This is a genomic window from Flavobacterium sp. (assembly GCF_031537875.1).
Lineage (GTDB): Bacteria > Bacteroidota > Bacteroidia > Flavobacteriales > Flavobacteriaceae > Flavobacterium.
Genome location: NZ_JAVKNB010000003.1, coordinates 57,012 through 76,943, shown reverse-complemented (window position 1 = coordinate 76,943; position 19,932 = coordinate 57,012). Strand labels below are relative to the sequence as shown.

At 34.1% G+C, this 19,932-nt stretch carries 20 protein-coding genes; 11 read left to right on the top strand and 9 right to left on the bottom strand.

The genetic code is table 11. From position 1 onward, the window contains the following. The first annotated feature begins 15 nt into the window (after positions 1 to 15). The 4 genes from RMR09_RS01250 to RMR09_RS01235 all read left to right on the top strand — a co-directional run bounded on the left by RMR09_RS01250 (position 16) and on the right by RMR09_RS01235 (position 2,553). On the top strand, positions 16 to 402 hold the full coding sequence (locus tag RMR09_RS01250; protein ID WP_310594022.1) for a hypothetical protein: 387 nt from the start codon (positions 16 to 18) through the stop codon (positions 400 to 402). A 62-nt stretch (positions 403 to 464) separates the two neighbouring features. Further along, positions 465 to 1,178: a hypothetical protein gene (locus RMR09_RS01245; protein WP_310594021.1), complete on the top strand. Its 714-nt coding sequence runs from the start codon at positions 465 to 467 to the stop codon at positions 1,176 to 1,178. 82 nt (positions 1,179 to 1,260) lie between these two features. Continuing rightward, on the top strand, positions 1,261 to 1,755 hold the full coding sequence (locus RMR09_RS01240; protein WP_310594020.1) for a hypothetical protein: 495 nt from the start codon (positions 1,261 to 1,263) through the stop codon (positions 1,753 to 1,755). A gap of 189 nt (positions 1,756 to 1,944) precedes the next feature. Beyond that, the gene (locus RMR09_RS01235; protein ID WP_310594019.1) at positions 1,945 to 2,553 is read left to right on the top strand and encodes a superoxide dismutase; all 609 of its coding nucleotides are present in this window, start codon (positions 1,945 to 1,947) and stop codon (positions 2,551 to 2,553) included. 234 nt (positions 2,554 to 2,787) lie between these two features. On the opposite strand, the gene RMR09_RS01230 is transcribed toward RMR09_RS01235, so the two are convergent. From RMR09_RS01230 to RMR09_RS01215, 4 genes are all read right to left on the bottom strand, one after another. Continuing rightward, complete coding sequence (locus tag RMR09_RS01230; protein WP_310594018.1) at positions 2,788 to 4,686, bottom strand: amidophosphoribosyltransferase; 1,899 nt, start codon at positions 4,684 to 4,686, stop codon at positions 2,788 to 2,790. Positions 4,687 to 4,753: 67 nt separating this feature from the next. Next, entirely contained in the window at positions 4,754 to 5,680 is a 927-nt protein-coding gene (locus RMR09_RS01225) for a PfkB family carbohydrate kinase (protein WP_310594017.1), read from the bottom strand. A gap of 106 nt (positions 5,681 to 5,786) precedes the next feature. Beyond that, positions 5,787 to 6,266 (bottom strand): ribonuclease HI, encoded by a 480-nt coding sequence (gene rnhA / locus RMR09_RS01220; protein WP_310594016.1) that lies wholly within the window; start codon positions 6,264 to 6,266, stop codon positions 5,787 to 5,789. Positions 6,267 to 6,332: 66 nt separating this feature from the next. Continuing rightward, the gene (locus RMR09_RS01215; RefSeq protein WP_310594015.1) at positions 6,333 to 6,899 is read right to left on the bottom strand and encodes a phosphoribosylglycinamide formyltransferase; all 567 of its coding nucleotides are present in this window, start codon (positions 6,897 to 6,899) and stop codon (positions 6,333 to 6,335) included. A 176-nt stretch (positions 6,900 to 7,075) separates the two neighbouring features. On the opposite strand from RMR09_RS01215, the gene RMR09_RS01210 reads away from it, so the two are divergent. From RMR09_RS01210 to RMR09_RS01185, 6 genes are all read left to right on the top strand, one after another. Further along, entirely contained in the window at positions 7,076 to 7,312 is a 237-nt protein-coding gene (locus RMR09_RS01210) for an acyl carrier protein (RefSeq protein WP_007137004.1), read from the top strand. 178 nt (positions 7,313 to 7,490) lie between these two features. Next, complete coding sequence (gene fabF / locus RMR09_RS01205; protein WP_310594014.1) at positions 7,491 to 8,744, top strand: beta-ketoacyl-ACP synthase II; 1,254 nt, start codon at positions 7,491 to 7,493, stop codon at positions 8,742 to 8,744. A gap of 9 nt (positions 8,745 to 8,753) precedes the next feature. Further along, complete coding sequence (gene rnc, locus RMR09_RS01200) at positions 8,754 to 9,494, top strand: ribonuclease III (RefSeq protein ID WP_310594013.1); 741 nt, start codon at positions 8,754 to 8,756, stop codon at positions 9,492 to 9,494. A 113-nt stretch (positions 9,495 to 9,607) separates the two neighbouring features. After that, entirely contained in the window at positions 9,608 to 10,096 is a 489-nt protein-coding gene (locus RMR09_RS01195) for an IPExxxVDY family protein (RefSeq protein WP_310594012.1), read from the top strand. A 5-nt stretch (positions 10,097 to 10,101) separates the two neighbouring features. Then, complete coding sequence (gene pyk / locus RMR09_RS01190) at positions 10,102 to 11,535, top strand: pyruvate kinase (RefSeq protein WP_310594011.1); 1,434 nt, start codon at positions 10,102 to 10,104, stop codon at positions 11,533 to 11,535. 126 nt (positions 11,536 to 11,661) lie between these two features. Further along, the gene (locus tag RMR09_RS01185; protein ID WP_310594010.1) at positions 11,662 to 12,423 is read left to right on the top strand and encodes a Bax inhibitor-1/YccA family protein; all 762 of its coding nucleotides are present in this window, start codon (positions 11,662 to 11,664) and stop codon (positions 12,421 to 12,423) included. Positions 12,424 to 12,507: 84 nt separating this feature from the next. On the opposite strand, the gene dinB is transcribed toward RMR09_RS01185, so the two are convergent. Next, positions 12,508 to 13,590 (bottom strand): DNA polymerase IV, encoded by a 1,083-nt coding sequence (dinB, locus tag RMR09_RS01180; RefSeq protein ID WP_310594009.1) that lies wholly within the window; start codon positions 13,588 to 13,590, stop codon positions 12,508 to 12,510. A gap of 71 nt (positions 13,591 to 13,661) precedes the next feature. Here dinB and RMR09_RS01175 point away from each other — a divergent pair, with 71 nt between their 5' ends. After that, the gene (locus RMR09_RS01175) at positions 13,662 to 14,129 is read left to right on the top strand and encodes a CYTH domain-containing protein (protein WP_310594008.1); all 468 of its coding nucleotides are present in this window, start codon (positions 13,662 to 13,664) and stop codon (positions 14,127 to 14,129) included. A 2-nt stretch (positions 14,130 to 14,131) separates the two neighbouring features. Here the strand turns inward: RMR09_RS01175 and RMR09_RS01170 are convergent, their stop codons facing one another. The 4 genes from RMR09_RS01170 to pgi all read right to left on the bottom strand — a co-directional run bounded on the left by RMR09_RS01170 (position 14,132) and on the right by pgi (position 19,925). Further along, positions 14,132 to 14,611, bottom strand: a complete 480-nt coding sequence (locus tag RMR09_RS01170) for a septal ring lytic transglycosylase RlpA family protein (RefSeq protein WP_310594007.1) — start codon at positions 14,609 to 14,611, stop codon at positions 14,132 to 14,134. Between the two features lie 71 nt (positions 14,612 to 14,682). Beyond that, positions 14,683 to 15,105, bottom strand: coding sequence for a hypothetical protein (locus RMR09_RS01165; protein ID WP_310594006.1), 423 nt, complete (start codon positions 15,103 to 15,105; stop codon positions 14,683 to 14,685). A gap of 102 nt (positions 15,106 to 15,207) precedes the next feature. Then, positions 15,208 to 17,985 carry a TonB-dependent receptor domain-containing protein gene (locus tag RMR09_RS01160; RefSeq protein WP_310594005.1) on the bottom strand — a complete coding sequence of 926 codons (2,778 nt, stop codon included), beginning with the start codon at positions 17,983 to 17,985 and terminating at the stop codon, positions 15,208 to 15,210. 296 nt (positions 17,986 to 18,281) lie between these two features. Next, on the bottom strand, positions 18,282 to 19,925 hold the full coding sequence (gene pgi / locus RMR09_RS01155; RefSeq protein WP_310594004.1) for a glucose-6-phosphate isomerase: 1,644 nt from the start codon (positions 19,923 to 19,925) through the stop codon (positions 18,282 to 18,284). Positions 19,926 to 19,932: the final 7 nt, after the last annotated feature.

The following is a 19,932-nucleotide window of genomic DNA, read 5'->3' as shown; positions in this document are numbered from 1 at the left end:
AAGACCCAAATCACAATGAAAATTAAAACCCTTTTAATTACCCTATTTATAGCTGGAACCTCAGTTATTTTTGCCCAACAAACACAACCAAAAGCAGGAGCCGACAGAGATTCGCATGGTTGCATAGGTTCAGCAGGTTACACCTACTCTCAACTGAAAAAAGAGTGCATACGCACGTTTGAACAAAAAATCCAATTGAAAGAAATGGCGACCAAAGGTAATTATACCGCCGCAATCCTTTTTAACAAAGACCAGTCCAAAGCTGAAATTTTCTTGAAAGAAGAAAAAAATAGCGTTATTCTTAATCGTACTTCAAAAGGTATTTGGAAAAATCGCACTTACAGTTTGAAACAAGACAAGGGTTTTATGTTGTTTCAGAACATGAAAGCAATTTATAATTAAATTGATTTAAATCAAAAAAAAAAATCTCAACTCGATAATTTATAATCTTTTTATTAAAAAACATGAAAAAAATAATTGTTGTCTTAATGATAATTGTTGTGAATATTACTTATTCTCAAAAAATTGAATTTTTAGAACGTTATGATACTCTAGAAAATACCAAGGAAAAATTGTTTGTATTCCTTTGTCCGGAAACGGACTTAACCAACTCGAAATTAGTTGCAAAAGTTAAAGCAACTGGAAATATAAATGATGTTTTTTTATTATTTCAAACAATTAAAAATGAAGTTCAAAAAATAGGAAGTAATTCGTTTAAATTAGAAAAGTTTACCAAGGTAGGGGATGAAAACGCAGAATTAATTGTGTCGACTTATTTCTGTGAAGACAGTGTTTTTGAAAACAATTATAAAAACATCCCAAAAAACAAAATTTATATTTTTGGCGATCAGAATATTCGTGCAAAAAACACTCAAAATTTTAAAATAAACAGAGAAGAACATGAAATTGAAAGTGGAAAATTTAAAGAATTTAATTTAAAAATAGGCGAACAATTAAAAATAAATAAAGGAGGAGGTAGGACGGGCAAAACGTATTGGATCAATGGAGAAGAAGATAAAATTGCTACATTTTTTAGTTTTACTGGGATTGGCCTTATAGAAAGTACCCATAAGCTTGAAACGGAAATGGGTATTATAAATATAAAATCAGATCAATTCAATATTATTGATCCAAATTTTGGCTTAATGTTATTAAAAATCTTTGATCCTCAAAAATAATAAATGATCAATACACTTTAAAACTACTAAAATAAAATCGTTATGGTCTACTTAATATGGGGCATTTTCAATTTTGTACTATTTGTTTTTTTTTATTACAATTTGTTTTAAAGCCACGAAACTAATTCAAGAAGAACTTGGATTATTTCCTGCCGTCGTTTTTGTTTTTGGTATTTTATCATTTTCAGGGAATTCAAGCAGCAACGACTACAATAAAGAACCTAATTCAAACCAAATAAAAACATGGAAATTTTCTCCAGAGAACAGTTTAAATAAAATTGGAACCGATCTGGTAGATGTTGTTTTGGAAAAAACTTTAATCGCCGAATATAACTTAGGGATATCTTACAGTAAAGACAAAAAAGGAGAGAGCAAGTATTTCCCAGTTAGCGCCTATTCTTCAACATCAGGGATTACATGTGGTACTTTATGGATCCCAAAATCAATTATTGTGACCCAAACGAATACTAAAAATAAGTTTGAATACTCAGTCAATGGTGAGGTAGAATGGAAATTACTTGGTTTAACACTCTTTACTGAAATAAAAGAATACAAAGGCATTGCAAAAATTAAATAAAACTTGATTTTCAAACGAAATCAAGTTGAGCAAATACTACTAAAGAGTAGAAATAAACATTCAGATTTAAGACTAAAGCAAAATACTAAGTAACCTTTTAATAAAATTATAACACAATTGCGTTTTCTATTTGAAGTTAAATGCCTAATTTTGAAGTCACTTTTTAATATTCACTTAAATAAATATACCATGGCTTTTGAATTAGCACCATTACCTTACGCTTACGATGCGTTAGAACCGCACATTGATGCACGCACTATGGAAATTCACCATACAAAACACCATAATGCTTATACTACTAACTTAAATGCTGCTATTGCAGGAACTGATTTAGAAGGAAAGACTATTGAGAATATCTTAATCAATTTAGACAAAACCAATGCTGCTGTTCGTAACAACGGAGGTGGTTTTTACAACCATAATTTATTTTGGTCCGTAATGTCTCCAAATGGAGGAGGCTTGCCAACAGGTGAATTATTGGAAGCAATTGAAGCTTCTTTTGGAACTTTTGAAGAGTTTAGAGCAAAATTTGCTAAAGCTGGGGCTACTCAATTTGGTTCAGGTTGGGCTTGGTTGTGTGTACACAAAGGAGGTAAATTAGATATTTGTGGAACACCAAATCAAGACAATCCATTAATGCCAGAAGTTGGTTGTGGAGGAACTCCAATCCTTGGAATGGATGTTTGGGAACACGCTTACTACTTGCATTATCAAAACAGAAGACCTGATTATATCGAAGCGTTCTTCAATGTAATTAATTGGACAGAAGTAACAAGACGTTTTGTTTTAGACAAATAGTCTTTGAATACAATTTAAAAGCCGCTGATAATCTCAGCGGCTTTTTTATGTCTTCATTTTTCCAATCTTTTTAAAATAAAAGAGGAGGAATTGCTTCCTCCTCTTTTGCCCCAAATCTACCATAAACTCAACCTACTAATGTAAATGGTAGTGTAAATGTATACCTGCAATACCCGTAAATCAATTTAATTAGATAAACAACCTAAATATTCGATAAAAGGGCTTTTTTTATTTTTAATACGCTCTAGCGTCTTTCCCTTCGTAGAAATTCATAAAAGCACGATTGACTACTCGGTTACCTCCTGGTGTTGGATAATCACCTGTAAAATACCAATCTCCTAAATTTTTCGGACACGCTATGTGTAAATCTTCTACCGTTTGGAAAATAATTTTCACCTCGGCATTAATTTCAGGAGAGCTCAACATTTCAGCAATTTTAGCAGAAATTTCCTCTGGAGTAAATGGCGCATAAATAGCCGTAACATAATTCACTACTTCAGCATCTTTAAAGTTTTCTTGCGCTTTACATTTGGCATACACCTCATCAACAATAGGATATAAATTGCGCTCTTTTAATAATTCTAAAGCAGCTCTAAAAGCCACTAAGCCTTCTAGTTTTGCCATGTCTATTCCATAACAATCTGGATAACGAATTTGTGGTGCGGAAGAGACAATGACGATACGTTTAGGTTTCAAACGATCCATCATCTTAATGATACTCATTTTCAAAGTAGTCCCTCTCACAATACTATCGTCAATAATGACCAAATTATCCGTTGGTTTTATCACTCCGTAAGTCACATCATAGACGTGAGCTACCAAGTCGTCACGACTACTATCCTCAGTGATAAACGTTCTTAATTTAGCGTCTTTGATTGCTACCTTCTCAGTACGAATTTTAACTTTCAAGAGTTCTTGTAAAGTTTGCTCCGTTAAGGTATTTCTATTCTTTAAGATGTAATCATTTTTTCTTTGGTTCAAGAAATCTTGAGCCGCTTCTACTAATCCGTAGAATGATGTTTCCGCCGTATTTGGAATATACGAAAACACCGTATTGTCTGTATCTTGATCAATCGCTTTTAATACCGAAGGCAAGATTAATTTTCCTAAATTTTTTCTTTCTTGATAAATTTCAGCATCACTCCCTCTTGAAAAATAGATACGTTCAAACGAACACGCTTTTTTTACTGTTGGCGCTAAGATTTGATTTAACGAAATCGTTCCGTTTTTCTTGATAATCAAAGCATTTCCTGGTTCAATTTCTTGAACACTTTCAAAAGGAACATTGAATACTGTTTGAATTACTGGACGTTCTGAAGCGACTACCACCACTTCATCATCTTGGTAATAATACGCTGGACGAATTCCTGCTGGATCTCTAAATACAAAAGCATCTCCATGTCCTAAAAGACCTGCCATAGCATAACCTCCATCTAAATTTTTAGAAGCACGCGTTAATATTCTAGCCACATCTAATTTTTCGGCAATCACTGGTGAAGCCTCTCTTTTGTTTAAACCGGCATTTTTACATTCTTGGTACAAATCGGTTACAGCATCGTCTAAGAAATGTCCGATTTTTTCCATCACGGTAACCGTATCTGCCATTTCTTTTGGGTGTTGCCCCAACTCCACCAAACTTTGGAACAATTCTTTAACATTGGTCATGTTAAAGTTACCTGCCAAAATTAAGTTTCTGTGCATCCAGTTGTTTTGACGTAAAAATGGGTGAACACTTTCGATACTATTTTTTCCAAAAGTTCCGTAACGAACGTGTCCTAAAAACACCTCTCCTAAATACGGAATATTGGCTTTTTGAAGCGCCACATTATTGGCATATTCAGGATGTGAAGCCATCTCTGAATTGATTCTTTCATTAATTTGAGCAAACACATCTTGAATAGGTTGTGCAGCGTTAGAACGCACACGACTGATGTATCTTTCGCCTGGTTCAACATCTAATTTGATACTTGCAAACCCTGCTCCATCTTGACCACGGTTGTGTTGCTTTTCCATCAACAGGTACATTTTTTGTATCCCGTAAAAAGCGGTTCCGTATTTTTCTTTATAGAATTCAAGCGGTTTTAAAAGCCTCACTAAGGCTATTCCACATTCGTGTTGTAAAGCATCGCTCATTGTATTGTAGTAATTGGTTGTGTTGTTATTTTTTTATAAAAAATGCCTCGAAATTTCGAGGCATACCTTATTTTAATTCTATATCAAATTGTGTCAAAGCTTTGAATTGTTGCAATCTAGACACTACTTCTTTTTTATCCAAGGCTAACATTCTTTCGGTTCCAAATTTCTCTACGCAGAACGACGCCAAATTAGACCCATAGATAACCGCATTTTTCATATTGTCGAAGGATACATTTTCACTTTGCGCAATAAATCCTGTAAATCCTCCTGCAAAAGTATCTCCCGCTCCAGTTGGATCAAAAACTTCTTCTAAAGGTAAGGCTGGCGCAAAAAACACTTCTCCGTTATGGAATAAAAGTGCTCCATGTTCTCCTTTTTTAATCACCACATATTTTGGACCCATCGTATGAATTTTAGCTGCTGCTTTTACCAATGAATATTCTCCTGACAATTGTCTTGCCTCTTCATCATTAATGGTGATCACATCGATGCGTTTCATTACGTCTAACAATTCCGGTAATGCACAGTCCATCCAAAAATTCATGGTGTCTAAAACTACTAACTTAGGTTTTACTTCCATTTGATCCAAAACACTGCTTTGCACCAATGGGTGTAAGTTTCCTAACATCACCACCTCTGCATCTTTAAAATTTTGAGGGACTTTAGGTTGGAAATCAGCCAAAACATTTAATTCCGTAGCCAAGGTATCTCTCGAATTCAAATCGTTGTGGTACAAACCACTCCAAAAAAACGTCTTCCCTCCTTTAACTACTTCAAGACCTGAAATGTCAATATTTCTAGCCGTCAATAAATCCAAATATTCCTGTGGAAAATCGTCTCCAACTACTGAAACAATAGCCGATTGCAAATTAAAAAAAGAAGCCGAAAGACCTATATAAGTACCTGCTCCACCTAAAATTTTATCTGTTTTCCCAAAAGGAGTTTCAATAGCGTCGAAAGCAACTGTTCCAACAATCAATAATTTGTTCATTATTTTAGTTTCGAAATTAAGGGGCAAAGATAGTTTATAAGTTTTAGAGTTGCAAAGGTTGTGAGAGGCAAAGTGAAGAGAATTTTACCCCCTTTAAATTAGGCAATTACAACAACTTATCGTCTTCTTTTTCATAGAATTCATCCACTGAAAGTTGTTTTTGCATAGAAGCCATCACGGCTAATTCGTCACAACGCTCGTTTTGAGGATGATTGTTGTGGCCTTTAATCCATTTAAAATCGACTTGATGTTTTTTATAGATGATTAAAAAACGTTTCCATAAATCAGGATTTTTTTTACCCACAAACCCTTTTTTCTCCCAACCAAAAACCCATTTTTTCTCTACAGAATCGACTACATATTTGGAATCAGAAACTACAAGAACTTTAGTATTAGGATTTTTAAGTTTCTCTAAACCTACAATTACCGCTAACAATTCCATTCTATTGTTTGTAGTATGACGAAATCCTTCGTAAAATTCTTTTTTGTAAGGATTGCCTACCCATTCCATCACCACACCGTAACCTCCAGGACCTGGATTGCCTTTGGCAGCGCCATCAGTGTAAATATGTACTTGGTGGGACATTAGTAAGGGTATATAGGTTATGTGTTTATAAGGTTATTAATTGACTAGGATTCAGATTGCTATGAACTATCCTTTAATTATCAATTTTTCAATTACAGCTGGAAAATGGTCTTGTTCCAATTCGTGAATTTTAGCCGCTACCACTTCAGGAGTATCGCTAACCAAAACGGTCACTTCTTTCTGAAAAATAATATTTCCTTCATCATAATTTTCATTCACATAATGAATAGTAATACCTGTTTTAGACTCCTTATTTTCCACCACAGCTTGATGCACATGCATACCGTACATGCCTTTTCCGCCATATTTTGGCAATAAGGCTGGGTGGATATTGATTATTTTATCAGGGTAAGCTGCCACTATCGCTTCTGGAAATTTTAACAAAAATCCAGCCAACACAATTAAGTCAGGTTGAATTAGATTAATTTCTTGTAGTACTTTTCCTGTTTCTAAATCGTTTTTGGAAAAAACCTGAGAAGGAACTTGGTACTTTTCAGCGCGTTGAACCACTTGAGCATCGGCTTTATTAGTAAACACTGCTTCTACCGAAGCTGTTTTTGTTGCTTTGAAATAACGAATAATATTTTCGGCATTAGTACCCGAACCAGAAGCAAAAATTACAATTTTTATCATGTTTTCAACCTATTTGTACTGCAAAAAAAGGGATAAAAAACGGAAAAAAATAGCTTTCTTAAACCTTTGTTAAAATAAATTTTATATTTTCGTTCGCACATTTATTAACTAAATAGTTGTTTTAAAATAAAGTTTTTTATTTTTGCCAACAAATTAAATTCTAAAATTAAAAGATTATGTCAGACATTGCATCAAGAGTAAAAGCGATTATCGTAGACAAATTAGGTGTTGACGAAAACGAAGTTGTAACAGAAGCAAGCTTCACTAACGATTTAGGAGCTGACTCCTTAGACACTGTAGAGCTTATCATGGAATTCGAAAAAGAATTTGATATTCAAATTCCAGACGATCAAGCAGAAAACATTGCTACTGTAGGTCAAGCAATCTCTTACATCGAGGAAGCTAAAAAATAATACTTAAACACCCGATACTTTTTTGTACTCGGGTGTTATTATTTTTCTTAAATTTAATTAGTGATTGAATTTCAATCAAAAAAACATATATAATTCAGCACCCACAGCTCTTTTGTAATAATAATACAAAAAAGAAATCGTGGGTTTTGTTTGTTTAAAGATAAAAAATACAGAAGCTATGGAATTACGTCGCGTAGTTGTTACAGGTTTAGGAGCATTAACTCCTATTGGAAATAACATTCAAGAATATTGGGACGGACTAATCAACGGCGTTAGTGGTGCTGCTCCTATCACTTATTTTGATGCTTCAAAATTCAAAACACAATTTGCTTGCGAATTGAAAAATTTCAATGTTGAGGATTTTATAGATCGTAAAGAAGCTCGAAAAATGGACCGTTATGCACAATATGCGGTAGTTTCTTCAACAGAAGCGATGAATGATGCTAATTTTGATTTAGAAAAATTAGACAAAGATCGTGCTGGAGTGATCTGGGGATCCGGAATTGGTGGATTAGAAACATTTCAAATTGAGGTGTTAAACTTTGCTGCTGGTGATGGAACACCAAAATTCAATCCGTTTTTCATCCCAAAAATGATTGGTGATATTGCTTGCGGACACATTTCTATAAAATACGGTTTTAGAGGACCTAACTTTGGAACTGTTTCAGCTTGTGCTTCATCTACCAATGCAATTATTGATGCTTTTAATTATATTCGTTTAGGTCATGCCGATGTTATGGTTACTGGTGGTTCAGAAGCTGCAGTAACAATTGCTGGAATGGGAGGATTTAATGCAATGCACGCCCTTTCTACAAGAAATGATGATCCTAAAACCGCTTCAAGACCGATGGACAAAGACCGTGACGGATTTGTACTTGGAGAAGGAGCTGGAGCATTAATCTTAGAAGAATATGAACACGCCGTAGCTCGTGGCGCAAAAATATATTGTGAAATTGGTGGAGGCGGAATGTCAGCCGATGCCTATCACATCACTGCTCCACATCCAGAAGGATTAGGCGCAAGAAATGTAATGTTGAACTGTTTGAGAGATGCTGGTCTAAAACCTACTGATGTTGACGGAGTAAACATGCATGGAACTTCTACTCCTTTAGGAGATTTAGCTGAATCTAAAGCAATCGAACAAGTTTTTGGAGATCACGCTTACACGATGAACCTCAATTCAACGAAGTCAATGACAGGTCACTTGTTAGGCGCCGCTGGAGCAATTGAAACAATTTCGTCTATTCTTTCTTTGAAATACGGAATTATTCCTCCAACAATTAACCATTTTACAGACGATGAAAACATCGATCCAAAATTAAACTTCACCTTTAACGTAGCTCAAAAAAGAGATGTTAAAGTATTGATGAGTAATACTTTTGGTTTTGGTGGTCACAATGCTTGTGTATTGGTTAAAAAATTAGACTTCTAAAATAGTACTATGCGTATTATTAAAAAAATATTTTCAAAATCCCGTTCTCTTGAAGACGGGATTTTTTTTGGTACTATCGAAAAAATTCTTGGATTTGCACCTAGAAATATTGATTTTTATAAAAAAGCATTCACACACAGGTCTTCTAACATTTTAGACGAAGTAGGAAATCCTCTTAATTACGAACGTTTAGAATTTCTTGGCGATGCCATGCTAAGCGCTGTAATTGCTGCTCATCTTTTCAACGAAGCCCCTACGGGCGACGAAGGATATTTAACTAAAATGCGTTCCAAAATTGTCAGTAGAGAACATTTAAACGAATTAGGAAAAGACTTAAATCTAGTGCAATTTGTAGAAAGTAAAGTGCCTGTTCAGCATTTTGGGGATAATATTCACGGGAACATTTTCGAGTCCTTAGTAGGCGCAATTTATTTGGATAAAGGCTACGAATTTTGCGAAAAATTCATTCAAAAAAGAGTCATTATTCCGTATGTAGATATTGCCCGATTAGAAGGCAAAGTAATCAGCTACAAAAGTTTGGTCATTGAATGGTGCCAAAAAGAGAAAAGACAATTTCATTACGATATTTTTGAAGATAACGGCATTGATGGCGAAAGACTCTTTGGTGTTAAGCTGAGCATTGACGAAAAAGTAATTGCCAAAGCCAGAGCCACTTCCAAAAAGAAAGCTGAAGAAAAAGCGTCCCAACGTGCCTATTTTGCATTTCAAGAAAAAATAGACAAAAAATAATACGATTTTCTTCAATCTATAACGTTTTCGTTGATAATTTAATAAAAACAACACGAGTTTCGAGCCACAAGCTAAATTAGAAATAGTATATTTACACCTTATTTTGTGATGACATGGCTATTCATAAATTAGATCTTGACGAATTCGACGAAATAGATTATTATCTAATTGCCATTCATACTACATTGGAGGACTACCGATTGGCTTATTTTATCAATCAACACCTTCCAATCAATTTAAGTAAAAGCAAGGATGAGATTCACATTAGTATCAAAGAAGGTGAAACTCAATTTTCAAGATTTTACTTTGATGACGAAGATAATTTTATCTCTTGGAATTTAATTCAAAACAAGAATGAAGTTATTGGAAAAAAAGAAATAATAAACCAAGATTTATTTTCAAACAGTACTCAGGAAGTTGCTACAAAAGTATTTTTGCTTCCCGAATTGAAAAAGGTGGACTATTTTTTAAAAATTGAAAGCGATGAAGATGATTTGAAAATCAACGAAATTCTAACAAAACTAAAAACCATTAAAAGTCTATCTACAGTTTATGTAGTTGACACAGAAACAATAAAATCTAAAAACAATCTAATTTTTTAATAGAAATGCTTAAAACAAACAAGAAAACAAAAATTGTAGCCACACTTGGACCTGCATGTAGCACCAGAGAGATCATCAAAGACATGATTGAAGCAGGAGTTAATGTGTTTAGAATAAATTTTTCGCATGCAGATTATAACGATGTAAAAGAGCGTATTAACGCTATTCGTAGCATCAATGAAGAATACGGTTATACAACAGGTATTTTAGCCGACTTACAAGGCCCTAAGCTTCGTGTAGGAGTTATGGAAGAAGGTGTAGTAGTAAATGATGGTGATTTAATCACTTTTACTACAGCCGAAGACATCATTGGGACAAAAGAAAGAGTTTTTATGAAATACCAAAACTTTCCAAACGATGTAAATCCAGGGGAAAGAATTTTGTTAGATGATGGAAAATTAATTTTCGAAATTGTTTCAACTGACAAGAAAACTGAGGTAGTTGCCAAAGTAATTCAAGGTGGTGAATTGAAATCTAAAAAAGGGGTTAACCTTCCAAATACTAAAATTTCTCTTCCTGCATTGACTGAAAAAGATATTGCAGATGCTATTTTTGCTATTGGGCAACAAGTAGATTGGATTGCACTTTCATTTGTGAAAACGCCAAGAGACTTGCAAGATCTTCAAGAATTAATCGCTGAGCATTCCGAATTTAAAATTCCAATTATTGCCAAAATCGAAATGCCAGAAGCATTAGAGAACATGGACAAAATTGTAGCTTATTGCGATGCTTTAATGGTGGCTCGTGGAGATTTAGGAGTAGAACTTCCTGCTCACGAAGTACCATTGGTGCAAAAAGAATTAATCGTTAGAGCTAAAACAGCTCGTATTCCGGTGATTGTGGCAACACAAATGATGGAAACCATGATTACTAGTTTAACTCCAACACGTGCAGAAGTAAACGACGTAGCCAACTCGGTTATGGACGGTGCTGATGCCGTAATGCTTTCTGGAGAAACAGCAGCAGGGAACTATCCTGTTCAAGTAATCCAAAAAATGACTCAAATTATTGAAGCAGTTGAAGATTCTCCGCTAATCAAAGTGCCTCAAAACACACCGCAAGTAAGAACAAACCGTTTTATTACTAAAACAATTTGTCAACATGCAGCTCAAATGGCGAACGTAATTAAAGCGAAAGCTATCTGTACTTTAACAAATAGTGGTTATACTGCTTTTCAAATCTCATCTTGGAGACCATCAGCTCATATTTTAGTTTTCACATCAAACAAACGAATCTTAACGCAATTGAACCTTTTATGGGGAGTTAAATCGTTTTACTATGCTAAATCAGTAAGTACTGATGATACGGTAACAGATGTAAACGAAATTGCAAGACAAAAAGGATTTGTTGAAAAAGGTGATTTCTTAATCAACTTAGCAGCTATGCCTATTACTGACAAAGGAATGGTAAATACCTTAAGAGTTTCTGAAATAGAATAATCAGTTACTATATTTTCAAAAAAGCCCTCTAATTGAGGGCTTTTTTATTGTAAAAATTTTATGAATAATTAAACATTTATTTATCAAAATATATTTTACTTTTGAAGTACTAAATCTAACAGTATTATGAGTTCAAATTCAAAAAACCCGTTCTTAAACAATAAGATATTTACCTCTACTAAAGAAGAAGTTCACGAAGCGACTATTATTGGTCATGAACAAACCATGACCATAGCAGGCACTATGAACAAAAGTTTGATTCTATTCTTACTATTGACTGCCGCAGCTATGATTACTTGGTGGATGGCAGCAAATGGTCAAAGTCCAGTGGTTCCAATGATTGGAGGAGCTATTATGGGACTTATTTTAGTAGTAATTGCTACTTTTAAACCACAACTTTCTGGTTATTTAGCACCTGGATACGCTGTTTTTGAAGGCTTGTTCATTGGTGGCATCTCCGCAATTTTTGAAATCAAATATCCAGGAATTGTGACACAAGCCGTTGGAGCAACATTAGTTACCTTTGCAGTTTGTTTAGGTTTATATAAATTTAAAATTGTACAAGTTACGGAACGATTCAAATCTATTGTAATAGCGGCTACTTTAGCAATTGCTACATATTACTTAATTTCATGGTTGATTTCGTTGTTTACAAGTTTTGTACCTGTACACTATGGAAATTCAATGATGAGTATCGGAATCAGCATTTTTGTTATTGTAATTGCAGCGATGAATTTGTTCTTAGATTTTGATCAAATTGAAGAAGGAGCTAATAGAAAAATGCCAAAGTATATGGAATGGTATGGCGCTATGGGACTAATGATTACGTTGGTTTGGTTGTATATGGAATTCTTACGATTGCTTTCTAAACTAAACAGCAGAGACTAATTAGACTCTACCAAATAAAGACAAAACCCCATTACTAAAATCGTAATGGGGTTTTTTAATAAAAGGCTTCCAGACTTTTGTATCTTAAAACGCAAACTGCAATTGAACTACCACTGTTTTCTTTTGTTCGGTATTCAAATTACTCAAGGAAATACCGAGTAAGCGAACCGAATCTTTCATCCGCTCTTGATACAGTAACTCTTTTACATTTTCAATAATCAATCCTTTGTCGGCAATAAAATAAGGCACCGTTTTACTTCTAGTTTGTTGTGTAAAATCGCTGTATTTAATTTTTAAAGTCACTGTTTTACCTGCAATATTATGTTTCTTCAAACGTCGCTCTAAATTAGCAGCAATTTTTTCAAGCTGTTCCAACATAAAGATTTCAGAAGACAAATTGGTGTCAAAAGTATGCTCTGCTGCAACTGATTTAGTGATTCGGTTTGGTTTCACTTCGCCATTGTGAATACCGCGTACTACATGATAATAAAACACTCCAGATTTACCAAAATGTTTTTCTAAAAATTCTATCGATTTACTCTTTAATTCTAAACCAGTAAAAATCCCTAATTGGTACATTTTTTCGGTAGTCACTTTACCCACGCCATAGAATTTTCGAATGGGTAATGCCTCTAGAAACGAAAGCACTTCTTCTGGATTAACCGTCTTTTGTCCGTTGGGTTTGTTATAATCACTTGCTATTTTGGCAACAAACTTATTGACTGAGATCCCCGCCGAAGCAGTCAAGCCCACCTCGTTCAATATGCGCATTCTAATTTCTTGTGCCAATAAGGTAGCACTCGGATTTCCTTTTTTATTGTGAGTAACATCTAGATACGCTTCATCCAGCGACAATGGCTCAACCAAGTCCGTATAGTCATGGAAGATTTTGTGGATTTTATTCGAAATTTCTTTATACCGATCAAATCGAGGTTTAACAAAAATTAAGTCGGGACAATTCTTTTTAGCGAGAACTCCACTAATGGCACTACGAACGCCAAATTTTCTAGCCTCGTAACTTGCTGCAGCCACTACTCCTCTATTTTCAGAACCTCCAACAGCAATAGGCTTACCCATTAATTCAGGATGATCCATTTGCTCAACAGAAGCATAAAATGCATCCATGTCAATGTGAATAATCTTTCTATTGGAGTTAATTTCAACCATTCCACAAATTTATACAAAAAGGATAAGCTGAAAACAGCTAACTTTGAGAACCAGAAAACCAATTAATAGCTATGGTAGAAATAGAAAGAAAATTTTTAGTCATTTCAGATGTATTTAAAAGCGATGTATTGCGTCAAAATCATATCGCTCAAGGCTATTTGAGTTCTGTGCCTGAACGAGCTGTAAGAGTTCGCATAAAAGGCGAAAAAGGCTATCTTACCATAAAAGGAAAAACAAACGAATCAGGATTATCTCGTTTTGAATGGGAAAAAGAAATTCCAGTTGCTGAAGCAAAGGAATTATTACAGCTATGTGAAAAAGGAGTAATTAAAAAAATACGCTATGAAATTCAGGTTGGTCGGCATATTTTTGAAGTGGACGAATTCTATGGAGAAAACAAAGGTCTGATTATGGCTGAAGTGGAACTACAATCAGAAACGGAAACTTTTGAAACACCAATTTGGTTGGGAGAGGAAGTTACAAACGACAATCGCTATTACAACGCCTATTTAAGTCAAAATCCTTTTACAAGTTGGTAATGTTATTTTTCGACTTCTAAAGTTACCTTCATCTGACCACTAGATTTACTTTGTGCAATTTCCATAAAAGCCCGTTTGCTAAGATCAATTTCTTTAGAACGTACAAAAGGCCCTCTGTCGGTTACTTCTACAACCACTGATTTACCATTCGCCTCATTAGTCACTTTTATTTTAGTTCCAAAAGGTAATTTTTTATGTGCTGCGGTATAGCCATTGTTGCTGAATTTTTTCCCGCTAGTAGTGCGTTTACCATTAAACTTATCTGCGTAATACGATGCATTAGCCGATTTTTTAAAAGACTTCCATTTTATAGGTAAAACAAAAGCACTATCAATTGGCATTTCTTGTTGAACCAATCCTAGCTTATTCTTTTTAACAGTATCTTTCGCAATTGTTGCTTTTTGTTTGACTACAGAAGCCGTTTGACTCCAGGCCAAACCAACTATTGCAACCAAAAAAAACACTACTATCCTTTTTCTCATTTATTCTTTATTAAGTTGATATCTAAAGCTACACAATAGATAAAAAAAGTCCTTTTCAGGACTTTATAATTTTAGAACCATAAACTCCAAGGGATCCTACTCAAAATTAGAACTAATCCTAATCCATAAAAAATGGCTATCGATTTGAACTTCAATTCACTTGAAACTGCTTTTTTATGTTTAGACCAACCCACAGTAATTAATGCAATAGCAATAATATTAACTAATGGATGCTCTAATGAAGTTAAACGTAACTCTGCTTCTCCCATTTGTCCTAAAGAAGCAAAACCTCTTCCAGATACAAAATATAAAACTAATCCCACTAACAATTGGGTATGAGTTCCTATTAAAGCAAAAAGAGCAATTTTACGGTCTTTGGCTGTGAATTCTCTATTTGAACTTTTTCCGATAAAAGAATTAACTACCGCTATTACTAAAACCAAGATGGCCAAGAAAGCCCAACCTGAATGAAATTTTTGAATGAATTCGTACATGTCTACTTATTTTTGAATTTCAAATGTAATAAAAAAAAGGCATAAAAAAAACGGCATCCTCTTTTTCAAGAGAATGCCGTTTAAATATAGGTTTAACTTTTATTAGAAGTTGTAACGTAAACTAAAGTTCCAAGTTCTTCCAAATCCGAAGTATACTTGGTTAGCAGTTGCTACACCATTGTATGTTTTACCAAAATTTGTTGCATAAGTACCCAAAGATGGATTCGTACTACTGATGTTATCAGTTGCAAAAATATTTGTTTTAGCTTCAGCAATATACGTTTTATCCATAACGTTGTTCACATTCAATCTAAAATTTACTGAATTTGCTTTATCTTTTCCTACAAGTAATTTATAAGAGAACCCAGCATCAACTAAACCATAAGAAGGCAATTCCAAAGAACCTTTATTAGTTGCTGATGAAAAGTTAGCTGGAGAAATAGCAGCATATAATTTATTGTTATAATTATAATTAGCATCTACAATCACTCTTGGCAACACTTCATAAGAAGCTCCTAAAGAAGCTGTAGTTTGAGCAGCATCTCCAACTTTAACTCCATCTAAAAACAAAGTAGTTGCAGTTCCTCCTGCAACAGGATTGTTTTGATAGTCATATCGATTACTAACAGCTTGACCATTATAATTCCAGTTACCAACTGAAACCATACCAATCAATTTTAATTTATCTAATAATCTAGCAGTCATATCTAACTCAACTCCAGTATGAACTTCGTTAACTCCTGAGAAAGTATAGTAACCTCCTGGGTTAGCTACTTGATCTGTTTCAGTTCCTGTTACGAAACGATTTTTCCAAGAAGTATAATACCCGTTCAAGTTAGCATTGAAAATTCCAGAACGGAATCCGTATCCTATTTCTGCTCCAACAACTTCTTCATTCACAAGATTACCATTTACATACGATTTGTTGTTAGGATAAACTGCACTAAAGAAAGGTTGTTTAGAATAATATCCTGCATTACCAAAAACATTATGTTGATCATTAATGTTGTAATTTAAACCAGCTTTAATATCTCCTCCAAGAATATTTTTAAAACTTGTTTCTGAAAGTGGATTAGCTTCTAAATAAGTAAAACGGTCTGTTTTCTTAAATCCTTGTTGAGAAACTGCTCCTTGTACAAAAGCTGTTAAATTGTCTTTAGAATATTCTAATTGAGTAAACGCTCCAACCCAATTTACACCACCGTCATAATCGTATCCGATTTTTTCATTTACTGACGAAGAAGCAAAAGGATTCAATGAAGGGCTTACTGAATAAGTTTCAGTTAAAACTCTTCCTGTACTTGGAGCATTAACGTTTGTTTTGTCAATAAATGCAGTTCCTCCTAATAGAGAATTCAAATCTTGATAGTGAATTCCTTTGTATGTTCTTGCATCAAGTCCAAAATCGAATGATAAAGTTTTTCCGATTTTTTTGTTCAATGTTACAACTCCTCCATACCAGTCATGTGAGTTGAAAGAAGAAATTCTTGAAATACCTGCAGTTGAAGTTGTAGACGAACCTGAACTTGAAGTGTTTTGAAATTGACCACTTACTTGCGTTCTAGTTTTAGCAACTCCATTAATTAAAACGGTTTGACCTGAATTATATGCAAATATTTTATCATAATCAACTAATCCTGCAGCTGTTCTGAAAGCGTCGTTAGTATATGTCAATCCAGTGATACCACCTGCAGCAGTAGAACCTCCTCCACGACCCCAAGATCCATAAAGAACGGTAGATAATTTAGTAGTTTCATTAATCTTCCAATCCCAGTTCAAAGAAGCCACTGGCTTGTGATAGAAGTTTCTTTTCATGTTGAATTGTTCACCTTTCAAATACCCCCAATCAGAGTTGTATTTAATATTTGGTTGATCCATCGTACCATATTTTTGGTAGGTAGCAATAGTAATATAAGTACTTCTTTGGTTATGCCATTGAGGCGCCCCTGTAAAAGTAAATTGGAAATCGTGTTTGTCGTTTGGTTTGTAACCTAAAGCGATAAAATAATTTTTTCCTTCAAATTTAGTACCATCAACATATCCGTCTCCAGTAGTTGAACTTAATAAAAAAGAAGCTGAAAGTCCGTTTTTCATTAAACCTGTATTGTAAGACGCTTGTGTTTTTAAGTAATTAGCATTACCAAAACCTGTAGAAACAGACCCGCCTTCTTTCATATCAGACGTTTTAGTCACTACGTTGATTGTTCCTCCAACAGAAGAAATAGCCAATTTAGAAGAACCTAAACCTCTTTGTACTTGCATAGCAGACGTTACATCAGACAAACCAGCCCAGTTACTCCAATATACAGAACTGTTTTCCATATCATTAACAGGAACACCGTTAATCATAACAGCAACGTTTTTTTGATCAAATCCACGAATGTTAATTCTTGAATCTCCAAAACCACCGCCACCTTTTGTAACATATACAGATGGTGTGTTTTTCAAGATTTCAGGAAACTCTTGAGTCCCTAATTTTTCTTGAATTTCAGCAGCTTTAATTGTAGAAACCGCTACCGGTGTTTTTCTATCTTTAGCAATATCAACAACCCCTGATTTAACTACAATTTCTTGTAATTGATTGTCATCAGCAGTTAAAACGATAGTACCTAAGTTAGCAGCACCATTAAATTTAACTGTTTTAGCTTGATAGCCAATAAAAGTAACCACTAATTCTCCTGAATTAGCTGTTGTGTTGATAGAAAATTTTCCATCAAAATCTGTTGAAACAGCAATTTTTGTTCCTTTAATAACAATATTTGCTCCAGGCAAAGAACCTTTACCATCTGTAACAGTTCCAGATACTTTCACTTGTGCGAAAGCGGTAGAAACTATTAAAAACATTAATCCTGTAAGTAACCAGTTTTTCATTGTTTTCATTGTTGTTTTGTTAATTTATTTTTGGCAAAATTATAACATTTTTATCTTAATACGTTAATACAACGTTAAAAAAATCACCTTTTAAGTGTTTTTTTTGAATTAATAACGATTTTTCAGGGGGTCGGGATTAAAAAAATACATTTAAAATATTTTAAATTGCTTTTTTATTGATTTCGCAACAAATAAATAAAATTCTCAAAAAATTATATTTAATAACTATTAAATTCAACAAAAAAAGCGCTTTGAAAGGATTCAAAACGCTTTTCGGATAACTTTTTTATAATCGAGTTCTCTAATTATTTATTTTTCAAAAAGTGATTCAATAAAAACGAAGTTGAACTATCGTGATTTTTAACTGTTTTGGTATTAATTTCATCTAAAATAGAATTAGCTAATTGTTTTCCTAATTCAACTCCCCATTGATCAAAACTAAAAATATTCCAAATTACTCCTTGAACAAAAATCTTATGTTCGTACATCGCGATAAGCGACCCTAAAGATTTTGGAGTTAATTTCTGAATCAACAACGTATTAGTTGGTTTGTTTCCAGTAAATACTTTAAATGGCAATAAAGCCGCTGCCTTTTCTTTAGACAAACCTTGTTTATCAAATTCAGCTTGTACTTGCGCTTCTGTCTTACCATGCAACAAAGCTTCTGTTTGTGCAAAAAAGTTTGACATCAATTTGTCATGGTGATTGTCATCTCCGTACAATGGTTTTACAAATCCGATAAAATCAGCTGGAATAACTTTGGTTCCCTGGTGAATTAATTGAAAAAAGGCGTGTTGCGAATTGGTTCCTGGTTCTCCCCAAATGATCGTGCCTGTTTGGTAATTAACTGACTTACCATCTCGCCCTACACTTTTACCATTACTTTCCATAGTTCCTTGTTGCAAGTAAGGCGCCAATTTTTGTAAATATTGTGTGTACGGAATCAAAGCTTCACTTTCAGCTCCAAAGAAATTATTGTACCAAACACTCAATAAGGCTAAGATTACGGGAATGTTTTGGTCAAAATCAGTAGTCTTGAAATGCTCGTCCATTTCATTAGCTCCGCTTAATAACGCATCATAATTTTCAAATCCAATAGCCAAACTAATAGAAAGGCCTACCGCACTCCACAAAGAAAAACGGCCTCCAACCCAATCCCACATTGGAAAAACATTGGCTGGATTAATTCCAAACTCCGTTACTTTATCTAAATTAGTAGAAACGGCAACAAAATGCTTCGCCACGTCTTCTTGTTTGGCTGATTTTAAAAACCATTCTTTAATGGTTTCTGAATTCGTTAATGTTTCTTGCGTAGTGAACGTTTTAGAAACAATGACAAATAATGTCGTTTCTGGATTTATTTTCTTGATAATTTCATTAACGTGATCTCCATCTACATTAGAAACGAAATGCACATTCAAATGATTTTTATAGAACTGCAACGCTTCAACTGCCATAGCAGGTCCTAAGTCTGAACCTCCAATACCAATATTAACGATATCTGTAAACGTTTTTCCTGTATAACCCGTTCTTTTGCCAGACACCACCTCATTAGTAAAAGCTTTGATTTTATTTTTAACAGCATATACTTCAGGCATTACATTTTGCCCTTCTACGTTAATTACTGCCGATTCTTTAGCTCGCAAAGCAGTATGAAGTACCGCTCTATTTTCTGTTTGATTAATTAACTCTCCTCCAAAATAAGAAGCGATAGCTTCTTTGAGCCCTACTTGATTGGCTAATTCCAATAATAAAGTTACCGTTTCTTGGTTGATTCTATTTTTAGAATAATCCAAAAGGAAATCATTCCATTTTAAATTGAAGTTTTCAACTCTTGATGCATCTGCTTGAAATAATTCTTGCATAGTAGTCGATGCAATTGCATCATAATGTTGTTGCAATTTTGCCCAAGTAGCAGTTTGGGTAGGATTAACTGTTTGTAAAGCCATTTTTATA

Excerpts from the sequence above, each read along its gene's own strand:
- RMR09_RS01250 (WP_310594022.1), top strand. The coding sequence starts at position 16 with ATGAAAATTAAAACCCTTTTAATTACCCTATTTATAGCTGGAACCTCA.
- RMR09_RS01245 (WP_310594021.1), top strand. The coding sequence starts at position 465 with ATGAAAAAAATAATTGTTGTCTTAATGATAATTGTTGTGAATATTACT.
- RMR09_RS01235 (WP_310594019.1), top strand. The coding sequence starts at position 1,945 with ATGGCTTTTGAATTAGCACCATTACCTTACGCTTACGATGCGTTAGAA.
- RMR09_RS01230 (WP_310594018.1), bottom strand. The coding sequence starts at position 4,686 with ATGAGCGATGCTTTACAACACGAATGTGGAATAGCCTTAGTGAGGCTT.
- RMR09_RS01225 (WP_310594017.1), bottom strand. The coding sequence starts at position 5,680 with ATGAACAAATTATTGATTGTTGGAACAGTTGCTTTCGACGCTATTGAA.
- rnhA (WP_310594016.1), bottom strand. The coding sequence starts at position 6,266 with ATGTCCCACCAAGTACATATTTACACTGATGGCGCTGCCAAAGGCAAT.
- RMR09_RS01215 (WP_310594015.1), bottom strand. The coding sequence starts at position 6,899 with ATGATAAAAATTGTAATTTTTGCTTCTGGTTCGGGTACTAATGCCGAA.
- RMR09_RS01210 (WP_007137004.1), top strand. The coding sequence starts at position 7,076 with ATGTCAGACATTGCATCAAGAGTAAAAGCGATTATCGTAGACAAATTA.
- fabF (WP_310594014.1), top strand. The coding sequence starts at position 7,491 with ATGGAATTACGTCGCGTAGTTGTTACAGGTTTAGGAGCATTAACTCCT.
- rnc (WP_310594013.1), top strand. The coding sequence starts at position 8,754 with ATGCGTATTATTAAAAAAATATTTTCAAAATCCCGTTCTCTTGAAGAC.
- RMR09_RS01195 (WP_310594012.1), top strand. The coding sequence starts at position 9,608 with ATGGCTATTCATAAATTAGATCTTGACGAATTCGACGAAATAGATTAT.
- pyk (WP_310594011.1), top strand. The coding sequence starts at position 10,102 with ATGCTTAAAACAAACAAGAAAACAAAAATTGTAGCCACACTTGGACCT.
- RMR09_RS01185 (WP_310594010.1), top strand. The coding sequence starts at position 11,662 with ATGAGTTCAAATTCAAAAAACCCGTTCTTAAACAATAAGATATTTACC.
- dinB (WP_310594009.1), bottom strand. The coding sequence starts at position 13,590 with ATGGTTGAAATTAACTCCAATAGAAAGATTATTCACATTGACATGGAT.
- RMR09_RS01175 (WP_310594008.1), top strand. The coding sequence starts at position 13,662 with ATGGTAGAAATAGAAAGAAAATTTTTAGTCATTTCAGATGTATTTAAA.
- RMR09_RS01170 (WP_310594007.1), bottom strand. The coding sequence starts at position 14,611 with ATGAGAAAAAGGATAGTAGTGTTTTTTTTGGTTGCAATAGTTGGTTTG.
- RMR09_RS01165 (WP_310594006.1), bottom strand. The coding sequence starts at position 15,105 with ATGTACGAATTCATTCAAAAATTTCATTCAGGTTGGGCTTTCTTGGCC.
- RMR09_RS01160 (WP_310594005.1), bottom strand. The coding sequence starts at position 17,985 with ATGAAAACAATGAAAAACTGGTTACTTACAGGATTAATGTTTTTAATA.
- pgi (WP_310594004.1), bottom strand. The coding sequence starts at position 19,925 with ATGGCTTTACAAACAGTTAATCCTACCCAAACTGCTACTTGGGCAAAA.